Origin of the sequence: Pedobacter miscanthi (genome assembly GCF_032678605.1) — a bacterium.
In the GTDB taxonomy this organism is placed as follows: Bacteria; Bacteroidota; Bacteroidia; order Sphingobacteriales; family Sphingobacteriaceae; genus Pedobacter; species Pedobacter miscanthi_A.
The window spans coordinates 1-21,781 of the sequence record NZ_JAVTSU010000008.1; the positions used below are offsets into that span (position 1 = coordinate 1).

The 21,781-nt window shown below is 39.5% G+C and carries 14 protein-coding genes and 2 pseudogenes; 7 read left to right on the forward strand and 9 right to left on the reverse strand.

Annotation, left to right across the window (positions count from 1 at the left end):
* Nucleotides 1–213, reverse strand: a pseudogene (locus R2R28_RS13065) (AraC family transcriptional regulator); the annotation flags it as partial.
* 1,258 nt (nucleotides 214–1,471) lie between these two features.
* Here R2R28_RS13065 and R2R28_RS13070 point away from each other — a divergent pair.
* The 4 genes and pseudogenes from R2R28_RS13070 to ltrA all read left to right on the forward strand — a co-directional run bounded on the left by R2R28_RS13070 (nucleotide 1,472) and on the right by ltrA (nucleotide 5,919).
* The gene (locus R2R28_RS13070; RefSeq protein ID WP_316826132.1) at nucleotides 1,472–2,107 is read left to right on the forward strand and encodes a transposase; all 636 of its coding nucleotides are present in this window, start codon (nucleotides 1,472–1,474) and stop codon (nucleotides 2,105–2,107) included.
* Nucleotides 2,023–2,405 (forward strand): annotated as a pseudogene (locus R2R28_RS13075) (transposase). The gene R2R28_RS13070 and the pseudogene R2R28_RS13075 overlap by 85 nt, the downstream one beginning before the upstream one ends.
* Before the next feature lie 175 nt (nucleotides 2,406–2,580).
* Complete coding sequence (locus tag R2R28_RS13080) at nucleotides 2,581–3,702, forward strand: site-specific integrase (RefSeq protein ID WP_316826133.1); 1,122 nt, start codon at nucleotides 2,581–2,583, stop codon at nucleotides 3,700–3,702.
* Between the two features lie 438 nt (nucleotides 3,703–4,140).
* Nucleotides 4,141–5,919, forward strand: a complete 1,779-nt coding sequence (gene ltrA / locus R2R28_RS13085; protein WP_316826134.1) for a group II intron reverse transcriptase/maturase — start codon at nucleotides 4,141–4,143, stop codon at nucleotides 5,917–5,919.
* A gap of 341 nt (nucleotides 5,920–6,260) precedes the next feature.
* Here the strand turns inward: ltrA and R2R28_RS13090 are convergent, their stop codons facing one another.
* Nucleotides 6,261–7,094 (reverse strand): nucleotidyl transferase AbiEii/AbiGii toxin family protein, encoded by an 834-nt coding sequence (locus tag R2R28_RS13090; RefSeq protein WP_316826135.1) that lies wholly within the window; start codon nucleotides 7,092–7,094, stop codon nucleotides 6,261–6,263.
* Complete coding sequence (locus R2R28_RS13095) at nucleotides 7,075–8,076, reverse strand: type IV toxin-antitoxin system AbiEi family antitoxin (protein WP_316826357.1); 1,002 nt, start codon at nucleotides 8,074–8,076, stop codon at nucleotides 7,075–7,077. The genes R2R28_RS13090 and R2R28_RS13095 overlap by 20 nt, the downstream gene beginning before the upstream one ends.
* Nucleotides 8,077–8,276: 200 nt before the next feature.
* Between R2R28_RS13095 and R2R28_RS13100 the strand changes: the two genes are divergently transcribed.
* Together R2R28_RS13100 and R2R28_RS13105 are read left to right on the forward strand one after the other, a co-directional pair.
* Complete coding sequence (locus tag R2R28_RS13100) at nucleotides 8,277–9,242, forward strand: OmpA family protein (protein WP_316826136.1); 966 nt, start codon at nucleotides 8,277–8,279, stop codon at nucleotides 9,240–9,242.
* Nucleotides 9,243–9,261: 19 nt separating this feature from the next.
* Complete coding sequence (locus R2R28_RS13105; protein WP_316826137.1) at nucleotides 9,262–9,843, forward strand: hypothetical protein; 582 nt, start codon at nucleotides 9,262–9,264, stop codon at nucleotides 9,841–9,843.
* A 67-nt stretch (nucleotides 9,844–9,910) separates the two neighbouring features.
* Here R2R28_RS13105 and R2R28_RS13110 read toward each other — a convergent pair whose 3' ends face one another.
* The 6 genes from R2R28_RS13110 to R2R28_RS13135 form a co-directional block, all read right to left on the reverse strand.
* On the reverse strand, nucleotides 9,911–10,816 hold the full coding sequence (locus tag R2R28_RS13110; protein WP_316826138.1) for a VOC family protein: 906 nt from the start codon (nucleotides 10,814–10,816) through the stop codon (nucleotides 9,911–9,913).
* Nucleotides 10,817–11,230: 414 nt separating this feature from the next.
* Nucleotides 11,231–12,361 carry a hypothetical protein gene (locus tag R2R28_RS13115; protein WP_316826139.1) on the reverse strand — a complete coding sequence of 377 codons (1,131 nt, stop codon included), beginning with the start codon at nucleotides 12,359–12,361 and terminating at the stop codon, nucleotides 11,231–11,233.
* Between the two features lie 300 nt (nucleotides 12,362–12,661).
* Nucleotides 12,662–14,008 carry a DUF4302 domain-containing protein gene (locus R2R28_RS13120; protein WP_316826140.1) on the reverse strand — a complete coding sequence of 449 codons (1,347 nt, stop codon included), beginning with the start codon at nucleotides 14,006–14,008 and terminating at the stop codon, nucleotides 12,662–12,664.
* Nucleotides 14,009–14,012: 4 nt separating this feature from the next.
* A complete protein-coding gene (locus R2R28_RS13125; RefSeq protein WP_316826141.1) occupies nucleotides 14,013–15,425 on the reverse strand; it encodes a substrate import-associated zinc metallohydrolase lipoprotein in 1,413 nt (470 codons plus the stop codon).
* Between the two features lie 16 nt (nucleotides 15,426–15,441).
* Nucleotides 15,442–16,914 (reverse strand): RagB/SusD family nutrient uptake outer membrane protein, encoded by a 1,473-nt coding sequence (locus tag R2R28_RS13130; protein WP_316826142.1) that lies wholly within the window; start codon nucleotides 16,912–16,914, stop codon nucleotides 15,442–15,444.
* 12 nt (nucleotides 16,915–16,926) lie between these two features.
* The gene (locus R2R28_RS13135) at nucleotides 16,927–20,379 is read right to left on the reverse strand and encodes a SusC/RagA family TonB-linked outer membrane protein (protein WP_316826143.1); all 3,453 of its coding nucleotides are present in this window, start codon (nucleotides 20,377–20,379) and stop codon (nucleotides 16,927–16,929) included.
* A gap of 814 nt (nucleotides 20,380–21,193) precedes the next feature.
* Here R2R28_RS13135 and R2R28_RS13140 point away from each other — a divergent pair.
* Nucleotides 21,194–21,733: an AAA family ATPase gene (locus R2R28_RS13140; protein ID WP_316826144.1), complete on the forward strand. Its 540-nt coding sequence runs from the start codon at nucleotides 21,194–21,196 to the stop codon at nucleotides 21,731–21,733.
* The last annotated feature ends 48 nt before the right edge of the window (nucleotides 21,734–21,781 follow it).

The window sequence follows — 21,781 nt, forward strand, 5'->3', positions numbered from 1 at the left end:
CTCGGTGAGGATGCGGGCCGGACCATCGAATTTCATTTCCGAATGCACCAAAAACAGACCATTTGTTGAAAGCTGATAATTTTTGATACCCACCGGGGCATCTTTTATGGTAATTGACTTTTCGGATAATCGGTGATCGGGAACATACGTATCTGGAATTTCTTCCATGAACAGAAAATCTTTCTGATGCTCTATTCTTGCCTTTACAATCATTTTCCGGTTAGTTAATATTAATCATGGGATAGAACAAATATAGCAATATTATTTATATCAATTCTAAATAAGAGTGAAATATGAATTATTATTAGAGAATAGAGTGTAATCTGGAACGCTAACCGATCGTATAAAATCATCTAGCAACATCTTTACTATGCAATGTTTTTTCAAAAATGATACGTAAATTAAATGAGAATCCTTTGCTGATTTTTTATTAAAACCGATAGTTGTATTCTATTAACCCAAGTTATATTTTAGGAGATTAAACTTGATTAACAATTTGGCTCCTTAAGTTATATTATATAATAGGAGATAATACTTTTTCCCAAATAAATTACTGTAAACAATAAATTTCTGCTTAAAAAACATTTTTTAAATTCAATACCTTCGAGTTGAGTACCTGGTACGAAAGCAAAAAAATAAAAAACTGATAATCAAATTATTAAACAATAAGGTTCGACGCCACTCCCTTTCAAGGTAAGATTTACCAGATTATCTGAGTAGTAGTAGTAGTATTTTAGGCGATGTTATTGACATCATTTATTAATTATCCTTTAATTTAAGCATAAAATTTCTATCTTTATCTATATAGCATTTGCAGTTAAAAAAGGTCGGTGAGTGATTCGGTGAGTCAGTTATCATAAAAGTCTTTTAAACCATATATAGCGAGATTTTAAGCTGGGGTTCAGTTCCCCCACTCTCCGCCATGTATAATCAAAATACGTCAAAACGCTTTAAACTATTTGTTTAAGGCGTTTTTTGTTTCCGGCTCTACACAAAATCAATCTACCTTGGATCAATACCAAAACTTGTGGAGGAAGGTAAAAACAAATAGCTTTGCATTTTACTATTTTCACTTTACATGACTTCTCCTGCAGCCTCTTTACTCAATTTATTTCTACCAGACTTTATACTAGCAAACTTTACTATTACCGGTGTCGTTGAAGATCCAGACACTTTTCATATTCACCTTGAGGAAATTAATAACCTTCAGTCAGAACTTGAATCTATAAAAGTACATTCCAGGGTTTCTTTCCTGAGATTACCGTCCAAGATTTTCCTATACGGGGCCACAAGGTTTTTTATCATATCAAACGCCGTCGATGGATCAACACCCAGAGTAACGAATTGATTTATCGTAATTGGACTTTAATAGAGAAAGGAACGCGAATGACAGGGGAATTCGCGGCTTTTTTAAAAGAGATCAATCAATACCGCTCCGAATGATATCCATACGATCAGTAAGTTTTATTGTGTGGATGGAAGAAAACTTCTCCGTCATTACCGGGACTATCTGAGTGAATTTAAATCCTGGGAACAAAAGAGCCACGCCGATAAGTGGCTTCTCTATCCAGAGAACCTCGGCCGGCATCTATCAATAGATGAGACCAGCCTATCTCATGGTGAGCTTTATACCATCATCACCAACAAAGCAGCAAAAGGCAGAAAAGGGGCGATTGTAGCTATTGTTGCAGGTACCAAAGCTGAAACGGTTATAGCAGTGCTGCATAAGATACCGGAGAAAGAGCGCAGAAAAGTTTCTGAAATTACACTGGATATGGCTGGAAACATGGAACTCATTGCCAAGAAATGTTTCCCTGTGGCGGTAAGGGTCACCGATCGTTTTCATGTTCAGAAATTAGCTACAGAAGCTGTACAGGAAATTAGGATCAAGCATCGCTGGGATGCAATTGTTATGGAAAACGATGCGATCGAAATCGCTAAAAAAACCAATAAAGTATTTCGGGCTGAAGTATTTAGTAATGGTGATATGCTGAACAGCTTCTTGCAAGAAGCAGATATGTATTGTATAAAAAAGCTTTTGACTGGACACCAAGTCAGAAGGAACGAGCGGATTTACTATTCGATAGATATCCAGATCTCAAAGTAGCTCATTCGTTGAGTATGGAACTCAGCCATATATTTGATAAAACCACTGAGAAAGTATTTGGACTGGCCAAATTAGCTAAATGGCATGAAAAAGTACGACAGTCCACCTTTAAAGCTTTCAATACCATTGCAAGGTCAATTCAGAACACTATCCTACTATTCTCAACTATTTTGATAACAGATCCACAAATGCTTCTGCCGAATCATTCAATGCCAAAATCAAAGCATTTAGGTCTCAATTCCGCGGTGTGAAATGCGTAAAGTTTTTCCTATACAGACTAACTCAACTGTATGCTTAAAAATAACTATTCCACAAGTTTTGGTATTGATCCGTGATTCGGTGAGTACAACGAAAAATTGAAATGACTCACCGAATTAGTTATAAAACACTGACCGTAAAGATGTTCAAAAAATACACATCTTGACTTTTGAATACTGCAAAGCTAAATTTGTTAACCATTAATGTAAGACATTATGAAAACCAATTTCAGCTTGCTCTTCTATTTGAAGAAGTCAAAAAATTATCAAAACGGCCCTATAGCCATCTACATGAGGATTACTGTTGATGGTAAAAGATCCGAAATCACTACAGGAAGATCCTGCGAACCCGAGAAATGGATTGTTGCCACTGGTCGGATCAATGGAAAAAAAGAGGATGCAAGGTCCCTGAACGTCTACCTAACGGACCTGCACATGAAGGTCTATGAAGCGCACCGTCAGCTTACCCTAGGCGGCAACCTGATCACTGCTGAAGCCATCCGCGACAAGTTTCAGGGAAAAGAAGAGAAACAGACTACATTGATCTGGGCCTTCACGGAGCATAACCGTAAGATGGAAGTTCTGGTAGGGACCGAGTATACCAAAGGCACAGCTCAAAGATACCGCACTTCCCTTAAACACACTGAGGATTTTTTGCAATGGAAGTATTCTGTTAGTGACGTAGAGCTTAAAAAGGTGAACCATGAGTTTATTACCGAGTATGATTTTTATTTGCGGTCAGTCAGGAAATGCAACAACAACTCCGCAGTAAAGTATATGAAGAATTTCGGTAAGATTATCAGAATATGCCTTTCTAACGAATGGATGTCCTTTAATCCATTTTTGAATTACAAAAATAAGGTAAGCCAGTCGAGAGAGTATGGCCTGAACGAAGAGGAAATTGAGATGATTGCCCGTAAGCCGATGGTAAGCGAGAGGCTGGAACAAGTTAGGGACATATTTCTTTTCTGCTGTTTTACAAGTCTTTCTTACATTGACGTAAAGCAATTACGGGAAACTGACATCGTACTTGGTGTAGACGGTGAATATTGGATTTCGATCAAAAGACAGAAGACGAATATCCCCTCCCGAATACCATTATTACCAAGGGCGACCGCATTGATTGAGCATTATAAAAACCATGTTACCCGCCAGGTTGGAGATTTCGCAAATAGTGGTTCTCCGTCACTTTTGGTCTGCGATCCGTTTACACCGGAACTGCTGAGACAGCAGGAAAGTGTAGAACGCAGTGATGCGTTTAACTGTAGTTCTGTATTGGTGCAATTCCAATCTCCCGGGTATCGGGATGAAAGCATAACTCACATGGGTATGGCCTGACGATCATATCTATGCAAGCATGGGTTAAAAGATGGTAACCGGAAGTCCGATCTGGAACCCCATCGAGCAAAGTTGAATAAGATTACGAGAGAAACCTGTGTCTGAATCATCGTAATGGCGAAATAGCGAAAGGGACTGATTACGCTATCACCAAAAGGTGCGGAATACCAGACTAATCTGAAAGTATCAAAGTTCAGATTGATACCAGTCAATTCCCGGTGAACAGCAGGAATCTAAGTTCAACGCAAAACAGGATTATGGAACGGAGTAACCACCATACCCGCTCTCAAAGTTAAGACTCTGAGTAGGCAGTCAGCCGCATGCGACGTGTATGGGGAGGGATTGTTTCAGAAGCAAATGCCCAAAGTAATGTTTGGGATAAGCTGACGGAAACACGATTATTTGGAAGATAGAGTTGTAAGTAGCAGTAAATAAGTTATGAACCAAACTGAAAAGTTAAGGTATGAATGTGAATGGTCAAAGATCGATTGGAATACAACCGAACGGGCTGTTTTTAAGCTGCAAAAACGGATTTATCGAGCCTCTTTAAACGACAACAAAAAGGGAGTAAGACACCTGCAAAGATTATTATTAGCTTCAAAACAAGCGAAATTGCTAGCCGTTAGAAGAGTAACACAGGACAACAAGGGCAAGAATACGCCCGGAGTAGATGGTGTCGCTTCTCTTACACCTGTACAGCGTAACAAACTGGCTAATGACTTAAAGCTCAGCGAAAAGGCCACGCCAATCAGGAGAGTCTGGATAGACAAACCCGGTAAAAGTGAAAAACGGCCACTCGGTATTCCCACAATATCGACCAGAGCAAAACAGACATTGCTCAAAATGGCCTTAGAGCCGGAATGGGAAGCAAGGTTCGAGCCTGATAGCTATGGGTTCAGGCCTGGCAGATCATGTCACGATGCGATCAGGGCTATATATGGCGCAGCCTTTAGAAAACAGGCATACGTTTTGGATGCCGATATAGCCGGATGTTTTGACAACATCAACCATCAGCAACTACTGAAGAAAGTAGATACCTGCCCTAAAATTACCAGAATCATTAAAGCATGGCTTAAAGCGGGTATTGTGGATAAAGGTTTCCCTCCGAAATCCAATGAAAGCGGCACACCGCAAGGATCTGGAATCTCACCCTTGCTTGCCAATATCGCACTGCACGGAATGGAAGAGGATACCAGACAATACCTAAGGCGTGACCTGATGGAATATTGTAAACTTCACAGGAAAGGGATAACCGGAAAATGGCAGGATACCATATCTATCATCCGCTATGCCGATGACTTTATCGTGATTCACAAATGCAGAGACATTGTGCTGAAAGCAAAAGTGTATATCTCACAATGGTTAGGCAATGTAGGGTTGGAACTGAAGCCCTCAAAAACGAGGTTGTGCCACACGCTAGGCCAACATGAAGGAACAGATCCGGGCTTCAACTTTCTGGGCTTTAACATCCGTCAATATCCAAAAACGAATAATAAAAAAGGATATACCCTAATGATCAAGCCAAACGGAGATGCCCTGAAAAGGCATTCCTTGAAGCTAAAAACCACCATTAGAAAAATGCGGCCGGTGAGACAGGAAGCGTTGATTAAAACGTTGAACCCGATCATCAGCGGCTGGGCGAATTATTACCAGTACTCCGCTTCCAGTGCCGCATTCAGCAAAATGAGTACTATAACTTTCCGTAAATTATGGAAATGGGCGTTACACAGACATCCCAAAAAGGGACGGAAATGGATAAAAGCCAAATACTTCCGCACCCATGGGAAGGATAAATGGACGTTCAAAACCATACAAGGGCATGTGCTCAGAAAGCATTATGAGTGGACATTCAGGAACTATGTTAAGGTCAAAGGCACAAGAAGTCCGTATGATGGGGACTTCATTTACTGGGCAACAAGGCTAGGTCGCTACGCAACGATCAGCAAAAGAACCGCAGAACTACTTAAACGACAAAAAGGAAAATGCGGATACTGCAAATTATTCTTTAAAAGTGACGACCAAATCGAAAATCATCATAAAGATAAGAATCACAACAATAATGCAATAATAAATCTAGTCTTACTGCACACACATTGTCATCACCAAATTCACGGGAGAGGTATGAATGATAAGCACCAAATAGTTGAGGAGCCGGATGCCATGAAAGTGGCACGTCCGGTTTTGAAGCCGAGTGCGGGGGGTGATCCCCGCACTTAGGTCAGCGAAGAAATACACAACAATTGCAGGATAACTGGTTTTCATCTGTACAAAAGGTCAATCAGGCAGCCAGCCAGTAATGAAAACTACTTCAAAAGCTAAACGATTTACCAAAAGTGACGGAGAACCAGTTTGAAGCGGAATGCACCGTCACTTTGAAAACGGAACGAGCGGCCATTTTCCCTGAAATACCCACATTGTGCCAAATCTGTAATTGCAAGATAATTAATGATTTAATTCAAATGTAATTTCCGGGAGAGTGTAAAATAAACTGTGTCAAAAGTTAAAATTACTAACTTTAGATACAGTTTATTTTACACTCTCATCTTTGTATCCATTTCTTAATCTTTAAGATGGTTCAACATCACTTTTAGTATTGCTACGATCTCTTCGACATCTTTTTTTCCACTTTCATTTACCATATTTCTGATCAATGCGCTTTTTTCCATCAGCCCCAGATGTTCCAAGATGATTCTGTTCAACCTAGCACCCAAACCAGCATTTTCTTTGATCATCTTTTTTATCTCCCTACCGATAACCTTCCCAGAGATTTCCTCTAGTGTAATATCTTCGTCTTCACCCCCAAAAAGATCCGCATGATTCTCATAAATAAAGTCGCTTTGAAGATTAAAATAGTGCTCGATGATATTTATGATATCCCTGGCGTCTTTAAAGCGCAACTCAGGTCGATCATCATAGGCAATGAACTTAAGCAGCACTATCGCTGGTAGGGTTGCTATTTTAAATTGATGCCCGGTATCCAGGGTAACATCTTCAGTACCCATGCTATATACCTCTTGGAAGCCATTCACTTTGATGCTGGTTAAACCCTGACCTTCAAACTTTACCTCTTCGTCGATTTCGATTGCGCCAAAAGGCAACAAATCAACCTGCAATCCAGTCGGTGATATCACCACGAATGCATTGGTACTGCTTTCGGTATATCCTTTTTTGAAAAGATCATCCCTAACCTTTTGATAATCCTCCCTGCTGGCGATCATCACCGCAAAATCTACATCCTTTGTAGTGCGGAATTTTTCATCTCCCTTAGCGTACCATATATTTCTAGCTATCGCCCCAATCATGTAAAAGTCGATTGCGTTATCTTTAAATGTATCTTCCAGGGCATCAAAAACCTCTTTTAACTCTCCATCTTTAATATTCTCCAAATTCATCTTTCAAATGTTTATCGTAAATCATTCTTGCCGTTTCTATGCACCTGGGGTCTCCAGTAAGCAGAAGGTCAGCATATACCAATAGCTCAGGAGCATAAGGGTGAACATCAGCCGCGTCATCCTGCCAGAATTTATCATAGGCCTGTATTGGTCCCTCTGTAGCAGGAATCAGCCTCCACTTCACCATTGCCTGATTTCTTTTCTCGACTGTATAAATCGTCCATATCTCAGGGTTAAGGTAACCCGTCAACCATTCTCCAGCAGGCTCGCCGCCCCATATCGTTTTTCCAGGTTCTATCAAATTATTGTTAAAATATTCCAATGGACGCCCGGTTGGCAGCTTGAAATTTCCTATATGCAGGCTAGGCTTCAGTGTTTCTCCGTAACCTGCAATCCATCTTTCTAACAGTGCTCTTTTATTTTGCAATACTTGTCTCTTCTGGCCAATTTGCAATACATAACCTGCTTCTTCCAAGCCGCTAATTACGTTTTTTACGTTGCCTAAAGCTACCCCTGTTGCATTGGCCAATATCCTCTGGGGCATATTTATGGCCTCTCTATGCAACATTAGATAGAATACCATTTTCAGCCCTGTTTTGGTAAATGCTCTGTTTGTTACAGGTTTTTCCGGCTCTTCATGTTTGAACCCGTCTAGCCAGATTGTAACACGTTTTGTCCTGATGTAAATATTGCCGGCACCATCCAGATAATTTATCTCTGCGTTACGCAGTTTTTCTTTCATCGCAGGGAAGATTCTTTCCGCAATTACCATTAGCGGCTTATATATCTGTTTGTAATATATGAGTTTTGGCAGCTGGTACTCACGAAGCTCTTTTTTAAGCTCAACGGTAAAATGCTCTTTATTGTTGTTAATTAAAATATCTACTGTACCATCCAAGTCGTTTCCGGCGTTTTTATAATTCCACTTGAATCCTGTATTCGCTTCCAGTTTTGTTAAAGTTTCTATAAGATGCTGTTCCATGTTCACTATTTTTGATTGTCCACGTTACGTGGACAATCAAAAATAGTGAACAAAAATTGTAATTCCAACTATTGCAATTATTTATTAATTCAGACATTGTTGTAGATAAACCAGAGTGCATTGACCCCATCTCACCGGAAATAAACTTGTTATAAAGTTTTGCTTGTTTGCATTTTAGAGAATTGGCGAAAAGGGGTCAAATGAATTGGTTTATGCAGTCGGGGGCATTAACAGCAGTATTAAACATTGCAAATTTTAGTTTAAATACTGAAAACGCAGTGTTAATTCCATACGTAAAAGCTTGTGCTGGTTATATGTCATCAGATTCACAAGCGGGGCCTACTGAAGTATTTAAAGGTAGAGAAGGCTGGTTCATTCCAACAGGGGTTGGATTTAAATTTGGTGTAACTAAAGGAATTAATATCGATTTAGGTTACGACATTAACTTTATCAAATCTTCACCAACAGTTAAAAGTGCTTACAACGAAAACAGATTCTCTTATTCTCACCTGGGTTTGGAGTTTGTTTTAGGAAGCAAAGAAAATTCTCAGTTACAAAACTACAGTGCAGTTGCTGATTTACGCAAACAAAGTGCTGAAGAAAGTGCTGAATTAAGAAAAGCGTTATCAACTGCAGAACAAAATGGAGAACGCGATAGAGCGCAATATGCTAAAGACCTTGGTGATGATGATAATGATGGCGTTGCAAACAAATTTGACAAATGCCCTGCATCGGTATCAGGTACAGTGGTTGACGGTTCTGGTTGCCCAATTAAAGTGCAGCGTGGGGTGATCAAAGAAACTACAGTAATTACCGAAGCAGACCGCAAAGTGGTTAAAGATGCCATTTCTAACTTAGAATTTGATTTGGGTAAATCAACTATTCGCGCTAAATCATTCGCCTCTTTAAATCGCGTTGCGGCCTTATTGATAGAGAAAAATTTCAGCTTAAAATTAGCTGGCCATACCGACAATACTGGTAGCAGGGCGTTAAACCTGGGTTTATCTAAAAACAGGGCCGAATCAGTAAAAGCATACTTAGTGGCACAAGGAGCAAATGCATCAAGAATTGAAGCCACAGGTTATGGACCTGACCAACCAATTACCACTAACAAAACTGCAGCTGGCCGCCAGCAAAACAGAAGAGTAGAATTTACCTTATATTAATCACTAACATAAATACATTATGAAAAAATTTTTAACTTTTATCATTTTATCAACAGCAACAATCTTTACTGCTCATGCACAGATTCAAAAAGAAAATGTAATGATTGGTGGAAATCTGACGAATATCAATCTTGGGCTTGATGCACCTCATGTTTTTAGTGTAGACATTACTCCAAAAGCAGCCTGGTTTATTCATGATAATATCGCCGTAGGTGGTTATGTAAACTTCGGTTTAGAAATAGCTAAAAACTCGAGTACTACAACCACTTATGGTGTTGGCGCTTTAGGCCGCTATTATACAGGTAAAAGTGTAGAAATACTGCAACACGGGCGTTTTTTTTTTGCTGAAGCAACTGCAGGTATAGGTGGGGTTAACGTAAGTAATGGTGCTGGAAATACCAATGGCTTGAACTTAAGTGTTGGCCCTGGATTTGCTTATTTTGTTACGCCTAATATTGGCCTCGAAACATTGTTAAAATACAATGGTTTGGTTGGCTTTGGCAGCGCTACCACCCAAAACAATTTGAATCTCTCATTTGGTTTACAAATTTATCTTCCGGGCAAAAAAACAGCCAATAAGATAAAAAAAGACATCAAATAATTGATTTTATTTATAACAAAAAAGGGCTGTTATCTTATGGGATAACAGCTTTTTTTTAATTGAAATTTTAGCCGTTATAAGTCTTTTGTAGCGCCGCAGTATCAACCTTTTTCATGGTCATAAAAGCCTGTGTAACGCGTGCAATCTGTTCAGTATTGCCATTTTTAAGCGCTTCGAACATGATGGTAGAGGCTACCTGCCATGATACACCATATTTATCTTTCAGCCAGCCACATTGTCCCTCTTCTCCTTCTGCGGTAAGGGCCGACCAGTAATAATCGATTTCTTCTTGTGTTTCGCAGGTAATCAGTAAGGATACTGCATCATTGAAGCCAAAGCCATGCGGATGTGCGCTATCCATCGCCGCCAGCCAGGTATTGTTGATGAAAAAATCGGCATACATCAGTGTTCCTGCCTTATCAAGGCCCATATCTTCAGGGCGCGGGGCTGTAGTACCCCTTTTGCCATCTTTAAATACCGAACAATAAAAGTCGATGGCTTCATTGGCTTTTCCGGCAACGTTGCCAGTGTATAGCAATGATGGAACAATCACCGGTCTTTCTTCACCTGCCGGATCACTGAGGATCAATTGCCAGGAAATGCCATATTTATCGCTTATCCAACCATATCGTTTGCTAAAAGGATAGCGATCTAAGGGCATCATCACCTCTCCATCCGGCAATAGTTTGTTCCAAACTTCATCTAAATGTTTAGCTGCATCCGGATCGCGTGAGGGATCAAAATTGATCATAAAAGATATTGCGGGGCTGATAGTTAATCCATTCCCAGCACTGATTCCCAAAAAAGGCTGTCCTGCTACTGTAAATTCTACAGTTTCGCACTTACCGCCTCCGGGCATATCGAAATGACTTACATAGTTTAAGGTAGAACCGGGCATTAATGATGCATAGAATTCGGCTGCTTCTTTAGCTTTATCCTGGCCGAACCAGATGTGTGGCTTGATGTGGAACATAGATAAATGATTTTTAAGTAAATATTAATCAAAATTAACATTAAACCACAGCAAATTCAGGCACATTCCAGACATCTTAAGGGGGGAGTTGCGACAAATGTTAAAAGTATGCGCTGCGAGGCATCGTCATTCCCAACTTGATTGGCAACCGTAATGCCTAAGTAGGATTTGCAGTTGCATTGAGATTCCCGCCTGCTCGGGAATGACGCCTGTTTTTCAGCATCTGTTAATGGTAGAGGTCAGAATTTTTCAAATATATCGAAGGGTTGATGACAGGTAGATAATTCGTCATCTCGACTGAAGCGAAGCGCAGTCTAGAGCTACGATCTACATAGATTTCTCGACTGCGCTGCACTCTGTTCGAAAGGACGACTGTTCTTTAGCATCTATTAATGGCAGTCATTGATTATTTAATTATTGAATACATATTTCACCAATTTTAGCAGTTTCTACAACAGCAGTAGTGCTTTTTTTAGGTGCAGGGATGTCATCAGGTTTATAATAATTAGCTAACCTTACCGGAAAATCTCCGGCTAAATTCATTTCATCTTGCCTGGCCATAAATACTGGCACGTTGCCATGCTTATTTTGAGGATAGGTCATTGATGAGCTGTGGTTGTAGCCCAACACGTGTCCCATTTCGTGAAAGGGTGTGGTATAGCTATTCGTCATAAAATTTAAAGTAACCCAATCCGGAATTCCAAAAGTGCTTCCTCCACCCAAACCGGTAACTTTACGGGTATCGGTTAAACCGCAATTGATTTTGGTACGTGTTTGTGCCTTAATCCAGTCTGCTTCCTTTTCGGCGGTAGTAAGGGGTGTTACGCCATCATTGCCGATCACATATTCATTTACAATACGGTTACGCATGGTGTCGTCCGTGTACATGTAGGCAAAGTTGATCATAAAACCGGTAAACATCCTAAATTCTTTTGCTGTGGGTTCGTCCAGCCAGTTATTGTCTAAATTCTGAGGATCGAAATCATGCATTTTAGGCTGCCATTTCATGATGTTCAACTTTTTAAGTTTCTCTATCAAAGGGGTATTACCGGTAAATTCAAAACTGATTTCAGCAGCACTAATCCCAATGGTTTTATAAGCAGAGAGATCTACTTTTTTATTGTTAACATCCAGGTATTCGGTCTGCCCGGTGATAAATGGATATGGAATTTGTTTCACCCGGTGCCCTTTAATAGTTCCGATATGAAATAGCTGGATTTTTTGGGGCTGGCCCTTAATTGTTGCCAGGATGGTGGCATCTGTAATATCAACCGGGGCAAAATTTGCTACTTCGATGGTGGTATTGTTAACAGCTGTTACCCGCAATACCTTGCTGATATCGAACCGCCTGTTTTCGCTGGTCATCACCGACATGGCCTCGCCATCTTCAAACATCAGTTCATCGGCAGTAGTGCCTGTAAAAGAATAAGTTGGTGTAACTGGGCCTGTTTCTACCGGTTCCAGCTCTTTTTTAGAACATCCGAATGTTAATAACACTAAACTGAGCACCGTGAGCCTCTTTAATGGATTAGTTTTTGTTTTCATTAAGGTAATTTGTTGGTATATAATAGGTATAGATTGTTTTAAGGCATAATTAACTTTAATTGTTACGCAGAAAAATTTATCGAAAAAGGAAAAGATTATCGGGTATTTGATTAGCGCTCATTTTAAATACAGAAAACCTTACAAACGACAAAAACAATAGTTTAGTATAACTATACATAAGTTTACAACAAAACATATTGTTTTATTTGCAGATCAGTACCTAAAAAACACCAATAAAAAAATGGACCTTCTTTAAAAAAGAAGATCCATTTTGTGATAAGAGCGTGATTTAAGTTAATATTATTGAAGCGAACCCGAAAAAGTAAAAGTAGGATTCTGCACACTTTTAAATTGCCCCAATACTTCACCCGTTGTTGGATGTACAACATAATCGATGGTAAAATCATCAACATTTAAACGTTGCGCCAACAATGCCGCCAGGTTTGGATAAATATCAGCACCATTGGTATCAGCCGTTTGATAGGTAAATTTAAATACGCCTGCATCACTTTTAGTAAAACCGTAAGTAATGTTTGCAACGAAGAGGTTACCATTTTGTGGTTGATTTACCTTTAATACCATTGTTTTGGTTACAAAATTAAACGTGTAATACATCTCCGCCAGGGTAAGTCCATACTTATTGGTTACCAGCATTTCTCTGGCTGCAGTGGCCCTTCTGGTTACATAATCGGCGCCCCATCCCGGATAAGTTGTTGCATTTACCAATGAAAGACTGGTATAAACCTTGCCAAATAGCTGAAATAACGGAAAGATTGGTATTGTACTATATTTGATGGCATACTCTTTTCCAGTATTATCATAGAGAACAATGGTTGTAGCATCTTTTAATGCAAACTTTACAAATCTTATTCCCTGATAAACTAAACCATCATTTAAAATGTTGATTCCATCGAGGGTTGTAGAATATTTCCCAATAACAGATGTTGACACACCATCTTCACCAACATTTAAAAAGGTAACTCTTTTACCCGATAGTACCGTGTTTGAAGTATTTAATGAGATTGCCACCTTAATCATTTTACCGCCTGCGGTAATTTCTATATAAGGGTTTTTAGCCACAAAAAAGCTCTTAAAGTTATCTATTACGGCTTTATAACCACCAGCATCATAAACAGCTTTTTGTGCAGCTGTTGCTTTTACCATAGATAATTTTTGTTTATACTTTTTCCCGATCATCACCAGGCTATCGGCAGTGATATGGTCGAAAGTAAACTCTACATCGCTTTTAAAACCGGTAGCCCTATCGCCACCAAATGCAGCAGGATTCGGATCCTGTAGCCAGTTGATATAGTTGTAGGTATCAAAAATTAAAGTAGCGCCTACATCGGCCTTCACCCTGTAAGTAGAGGTTCCGATCTTGGTAGCGGTATTATCATTTAAATCTCCATACATTTTAACTTCTTGTTTGGTACCATCAAAGGTCATGTAAAATGCATAACCGCCGCCGGCCTGGGTAGATAAATTAGCCACCCAGCCGTTGCTGGCTCCGGTTAAAGCGGTATTCACTTTTACAAGCTCTTGCTGATACCTTTCTTCTGGCGATTGCTCGAAGTTAGACTCAAAATCTGATTTTTTACAGCCTGCTAAACTTAGCAGACCTATATATAGGAATAATAATTTCTTCATAATTTTAATATGCAAATTGGCCGTAAAAATAATTTGTTGGGGTACCTTTTACGTAAAAGCCGCCGAAAGTATTAAAATCAGTGGTCGATACAGTTTTAGGTATCCAATCAGCAATAAAGGTTTTTCCCGTTAGGTAAGGTTGCAAAGTATTGGCAAACGCCGTAAGAAATTGGGTTGCATTGCTAAATGTTGTACCTGTACCTTGTGCAATTTTGGTAAACACCAGCTCCCCGGTATTAGAGTTAGACGTAAAAGAAAAGGAAAAATCGCCACTATACTGCGTTGGACCTATATTTTGTGTTCCGGTAAAGGCCAATCTAACGACCATAGAGGTTGCACTTTCGAATCGAAATTGTATGTTATCTACGTGATAAGCATAAAATGCCGGGTTAGCAGCCACCTGTGCTTTAAAATTATTGTAAGCAGTTGCAAATTCAGTAGAAATACCATACTTGGTATATAGTGCATCTTCTAAGTTAACAGTTACGGTTCTTAATATGGCTTTATCTGCGGTAGCACCTAAATCTTGCCCTACAAAATAGCCAAAACTGGTTGGTACATATTTGTATCCGTCTCTAACAATCCCTTGTATTTCGCGCTGTAAGGCCCTAAAATCGACGCCTAAATTAACCGTAAAATACTGCACCACACTGGCTTCTTTCGCTTTTAAAGCCGCCTTGCCCACTGCGCCGGCACCAGCAGCCCTTAAATCGAACCAGGCCTGGCCATTTACCAATAAATAAGCAACCGTTTCTGCAAAATCTTCTCCAGGCGAGCTCGATGCGTAACTGGTTACATAACCATTTGTCCTTGCGGTTGCATCAGGCGTGGTTGTCCAGGTAGCCAGATAAGTAGACTTTGTGATCGTTTGAAAATCTGCGGGCATAAGCACAATCTGGTTTAAAGTGTGCGTAAACTCGTGATGGATTGTTCTCAGTTTATCGAAATTGGCAGCAGCACTGTTTACATCGAAATTGTTCACATTATACATGGTAATGTTTCTACCTGCCGATGCTGTTGCAGCAATTGCCGATCCATCGGTATTATAAGATGGAGACCCGTAAAGCACAAATTGTTTTGGCACCAACCTTTTAATAAAGGTAGCTCCTGCAATTTTCCGGTATGGTAAAATAAAACCCTGTAGGATATTTTCCATTTGTGGCCTTACCTTATCTACGTTTACGGCTGCAATATCTTTATCGTTACCATGTAAAAACCTGTTGTAACGGTAAACCACATCGATATTGTATTCATCCAAAAACGTGGTTTTTAACCATTGATCCAATTCGGTATTGGCAATTGGATTATCAAGGTTTATTGTACTATTTTCAGCATTTAAAGGTGCTTCTTTTTTACATGAGAGTACCACGGTAAAAAGAAACAGTGCTAAGAAAGTTTTGATTAAATTACTTTTCATGACTTTATTAATTTAATTATCTTGGATTTAATGGCACACCCGAAAGCTTAGCCTCTTCTGGAATCTGGAAAACCCTGCGGTTATCACCAGCTTTTAACTCTACAAATGTTTGATCGTTGTTGCTGTCGTACTTATTGTGCACCACAGTTAAACCTCTCCTAATGATATCCAGCCACCTGACACCTTCTTGTAGAAATTCAAATTTCTTGGTCTCTAAAACGGTTTTAATCACCGCCTGTTTCTGATCAGGAAGATTATAAAAAGTAGCTAATCTAGCAGCTGTTGCTGCATCAGTTGCAGGGCTGTAAGCTAAAATCCTGGTGCTATAAAAAGTGTTAATATCCTTTACCGCATTATCTAGCTGACCTAATTCGGCATAAGCTTCTGCCCTATTCATTAATGCCTCGTCAGTTGTAAAAAGTGGCATCATAATGTATGGCACACCACTTGGTGCATTTGGTGTTGTTCTAAAAAACAGCTCTTTATATTTATAGGTAGTGTAATTGGGTACGGCGTTAAAAAGGATTTTATGTCCGGTAGCTTTCCCGGTGAAATTGTAGTTTATACCAAACATTTTAACCAGGTTTTGTCCATAACCCTGCCTTGGTGTGTTCTGTCTTTGAAATAGTGAATAAGTAGTGGCCAGCAACAGGTTGTATTTTTGATCGGAGCGTGTAAAAGCCAGATTATACTCTGCAGTACCATAGGCCCTTAAAGTGGTATTAATTGGCCTGATATTGTTTAGAAAATCGCCTGCAGGTACCGAAGCAGTTGCAAAATCGACAACTTTTTGCCATTCGCCTTTAAATAAATAGAAACGGGAGGCAAATGCGCTGGCTGCTGCAGGGGTAAAATGATATTTCGGAACATCGTAGGCACTTCCATTTAACAAAACGATTCCTGCTTTTAAATCGGCTTCTATTTTCTGATAGGTTGACGCTACCGTTCCTCTTTCATAATTCTGGATTACCTTGGTTTCGGACTGGGTTACATACGGTATGCCGGGTGAATCATTGGCTCCGTTAATTTCGTAAACTTTGGCAAAAAAGTTAACCAGCATAAAATGCGCATATGCCCTGGCCACTAAAGCTTCGCCTTTGTAAGGTAAGGCAGCGTTTCCGAAGTTATTTTTTTCTATTGATTCGAGCGCCTGATTGGCAGCCGCAATAGCTTGATAACAGGCATTCCAATAAGCGGTTGGCGAACCGGTATCGCTACCGATAAAATCCTGCCAGGCATAAGGGGTTGAGATTACATTGGTTAAATCGCCAACGCCATTTCCTTTATCTTCCGAATTATCAGAAGCGGCTTCGGTAAAATATAGGTAATCGCGATCAGGGTAGGCTGTCGTAACCAATTGAGATAATTTGGCAACCGTATTAATTTCAGTCCTGTTATCGGGTTCTGTATCTAAAAATTTATTGCACGATTGTGTGGTAAGCAATGCTACTAGTGCAACAAATAATTTTTTGGTATGATTTAATTTCATCGTTATTCTTTTTTAAAAACCAACTTTAAGTGATAAAGTATATTGTTTTGGTATTGGCAAGGCTACCCCTCCTGAGGCAAAAAATTCCGGATCCTGTCCGTTAAGCCTCTTATCTGAATATAACAGTGCGAGGTTATTGCCTACGAATGAAATTTGCGCCGAGGCAATTTTCAGTTTGCTCAAAAATTCTTTTGGAAGTTCGTATCCCAGTGAAATTTGTTTGAACCTGATGAAATCTCCACTGGCAACCCTTTCTGATGAGAAATTATATAAATTGTAAGGATATACTGCAGAAATGGTATTGCCAGCGGCATTTGTAACCTGTGTACCCGTTTGATATGAATCTAACAAAGCCGGAACATTGGTAAACATTTCATCTCCAGGTTTAATCCAACGGTTAAGCAAATCTTTAGACATGGCATAAAAATCAGGATAGGTAGCGGAGTAAACATTTCCTAAACGCACCTTGTTGCCGGTTGCAAAGGTAAACAGTGCCGATAAGGTAAAGGCTTTATAACGAAACTGGTTATAAAAACCCCCTGTAAATGTAGGATCAACAGGGCCTTCATATTTCAAATATGCCGTTTTTGTACTTTGTAAATCTACGTTCGAATTTCTTTGGCCGTTTTGATCGATATAGTATGGATAACCATTATTATGATCTAAACCAGCAAACTGAAGCGAAAAAAGTCCTCTTTGTGCATAACCCATAAGTGCACCACCATCTGCATCAATTAAACTAAATATATTCGGACTTACCTGCAGGTTGGTAATTTCGTTTTTATTGAAGGCAAAATTAAACTGGGTTCTCCATTTAAAATCATTTCCTTTAATCGGATTGCCGGCAACCGTAAATTCTAAACCTTTGGCACTCATATCGGCATAATTGGCATTCTTAGTAAACTGGCCACCAATGCCTGATGTACGGATGCTGCCGATCAGGTCATAAATATTTCTTTTATAAAGATCTACCGTCACGTTAAGTTGATCGTTAAGCATTGTTAAATCGGCACCTATGTTAAATTCCTTTAACTTCTCCCAGGTAAGTTCTGAGTTTTCTAAACTGGAAATATAAGTAGCCGTTTCCTTTTCATTTTCATATGGTCTTCTGGTAATCTGATTATAGAAAAGCGCAGATGAGTTATTGGCATTACCCAAATTGGCCACTAAACCATAGGTTGCCCTGATCCTGGCAGAACTTAAGATGTTATTTTTAGGCCAGAAAGATTCCTGATCAATATTCCATGCTCCTGAAACGTTCCAGGTTGGTAACCATCTTGCTCTTCTGCTACTGCCTAGCAAATTGGATCCATCGTAACGGGTGGTGGCATTAAAGCTGTATTTATCTTTGTATGAGTAAGCTGCCCTTAAAGAAAAGGCAGAAAATCGGTCTCTATAGGTGGCCATTCCGTAATAAGGAAAGCCTGATTCTTGTGCAAATTTAAAATACTTATAGCTAGGGTTAACTACGCCACCATTTTCATACTGATAACCTACGCCATCAAAATTTTCGGCCTGACGATCGATGTAACGAACTTCCATAGAGCCGAAAACGTTTAACCTGTGGTCTACATTAAAGGTTTTATCGAATTCCAGGTTCTGGCGGAAATAAAAGTTTTTAAGGTTATCGGTTTGGGTATTATAAAAACCTCCATCAGGCAATACCACGGTTGGCGCTGCATAAGGCTGATCAGGATCGCTGTACAAATATTTGTTAGACCCGATGGTGGTTGCATCCTGATTTGCACGATAGGCCATAGAAAGGTTAGCACCTTCCAGAATATAGGTTTGGCGTTCGGTTTTGGCAAAACGGTAAGCACCATCAATAGAATATTTTAATGAAGGGATGATCTGATATTTAACGCCACCCTGCACTTTTAAATCGATCTGGCCTAACTTTAAATAGTTATTTTCCAGCTCTGTTAAGATATTAAAGGGTGCATAATTTTTGGTAAAATACTCTCTGTTTCCATCCTGATCAAAAGCGGTTAGCGCACGGCTGGTATTTAAAGAGTAAGAATAAGGATTGATATCAAAATCCCTCGAGTAAGTACCATAAACCGGATCTGAGTTACGGTTTAACGTTCCGGGCGCTTTCTGATCGCGGATTGAGCCGTTTACAAGCACTTCTGCACTTAATTTATTGCTAATTTTTACATTAGCCCTAAAATTGCCCGTATAACGATCAACACCATTACCAATGGTTTGGCCACTATCGTGCAGATAAGAGCTCGAGGCATAGGTCTGGAATTTTTCTGTTCCGCCGTTTATGCTTATCGAATGTTCCTGTAGCAGCGAGTTTTTAAACAAAAGATCAAACCAATCGGTATTGGCCTCTGCATATCTTTGTAAAAATGCTTTACGCGTGGCAATATCATTTCTGGTTTTAAAGGTTTGTGTTGCCTCATCATAATCATATAAGGAGTTGTAATATTTAGAGAAAATACCACCATCAGCACCTCTTGACGCAGATGCATGGTTAAAAAAGCCTTTGTTATCCAATTCTGTTAATACCCCAACCTGCTCTGCAGAGTTCATGATATCGAAACTGGAATATTGCGGTTTTAAATAAGTGGTATAGTTCCCGGTGTACGAAATTTTAGGTGCACCTTCTGTGGCATGGCCTTTTTTGGTTGTAATTACAATAACACCGTTCATGGCACGGGCACCATACTGCGCGGTAGCTGCAGCATCTTTTAAAATGCTGAAACTTTCAATATCATCAGGGTTTAAACCTGCCACGGATGAACCAATCAGCGTATTGGCATCACCTGTTGATAGGGCATCGTTAGAAATGTTAACCACATCCTCTAAAATAATCCCATCTACTACCCAAAGTGGTTTATTATCGCCAGAAAGTGAGGTTGCACCCCTTACACGAATTTTTGGAGCTGCCCCGAATGTACCCGAAACATTCTGCACACTTACCCCTGCAACCTGTCCTTCTAACATCCTGCTCACATCTGGCACACCATTACGCTGTGCATCTGATGCCTTAACCAGTGTTGCCGACCCGGTAAATAATTTCCGGTCTAAAACCTGGTAACCGGTAGAAACTACATTTACTTCATTAAGCTGTGCAGCATCTTCGGTTAAGGAAACATCTATCCGGGCTCTTCCATCTACAGCTGTTTCCATGTTTTTAAAGCCAATAAATCTAAACACCAGGGTACCGTTTTCGGGTGCTGAGATTTGATACTGGCCGTTTGCATCTGTAGATACCGTAGTTGAAGTTCCTTTAACAGATACGCTAACGCCGGGCATGGTTTTTCCGTTAGCTTTTTCTTTTACCGTTCCTTTAACAATAATGGCCTTTTGCTGGTTTTTGACCACGGTTGTTGAAAGGAGTAATTTTCCGCCATCTGCCGAACTGGCCCGAACGTTGCAAAAGATTATTGAGAGTAACAAAATAGCAATTCTGCTGATGTTCCTCTCTATTCTTCTTTTGTAGAGATTTAACTTCATAATTAATAGTTTTTAGTTTGTTGTATTTAGTGATTAGTGGAATTTGAATTTATAGATGGATTCGAAAAATCATTTTTTTACTAATTCCAGTTGCACAAGCGCAACCAGAATGAAGTATGGGTTCTGAAAAATGAAATCGTATTCTACCTAAGGATGAATCAAAGATTTAAACTGTACATACCGGGATTAATATTTATTTTGTTCTTCTGGCTCGATTTTGAGGGAAATTTAACAACGTGTTTGCTCAATAATTAAGGGATTTAATGAATTGAAATACAAATCTTTTCTTTAATAATTTTGTTTTGTTTTTGCTGTTAATAGACAAATCAAAGTAAACTATATTCAGTATTTGTAAACAACTATTTCTTAACCAATGCTAACAGGTTCTTAACTTGCAAATAGCAGGAAGGAGTTTCTATAATAAAAACAGCCTGAAAATCAGATGGCGGATGGTATTTCACATTAAAAACCAGCCTAAAGCATATGGATAGTCACTTTTTTTTACCTGGCACCTAAAATGTTAATAATTTTTTCTCCTGTTTTATGCTCAGCTATTTCTTTTGTAACGCAAAAGTTATAATTTGGAATTAACAAACTAAACCAATATGATCGAAAAATTTAATGTACTAGTCGGTGCTTTCGCCATTCTTACGAGTTTTGGAATTTTGATAAGACTTTGTCGCCCCACCCGTAGAGAAAAGCAGTAACAAAATGAGCCGGGTCTTTAACGATCCGGCTCATGAACCAAATTTTATCCGCTCATTCGAAGCGAACTGTTTTTTTACCCCTAATCAATTTGCAATATCTTTGTACCATGAAAATCCATATCCTTGGTGCATCCTGCGCAGGCTCTACCACACTGGGCGAAGCTTTATCTAAGCAACTCAATATCCCATATTTCGATACCGACAGCTTTTTCTGGGAGAAATCTGCCATACCGTATACCGTAAAAAGAGAACCTTTATTGCGCAACCAAATGCTCAAGGATGAGTTAAGCCGGTCAGAAAATTACATTGTGGGTGGCTCTTTGGTAAGCTGGGGTGAAGAATGGAAACAAATGTTCGACCTTGTCGTTTTCCTGTACCTCCCAAAAGAAATCAGGATGGAACGTTTGGTAAACAGGGAAATAGAACGTTATGGAAACCGCATTTATGATGATCCGCAGCGGCATCAACTATTTCTTGAATTTATAGAATGGGCATCTAAATATGAAGACCGCTCTTTTCCAGGACGGAATATCGGGATTCACGAAAATTGGCTGGAAGATCTTAATTGCCCTGTAATCAAAATTGAAGGCGACACAACGGTAGCTGAGCGATTAAGTTGCATTGTTAAAAAAACAAAAGAAAATTAACCACAGATAAAAAGGATAGACACAGATAAGATATTAAAATCTTTGTTT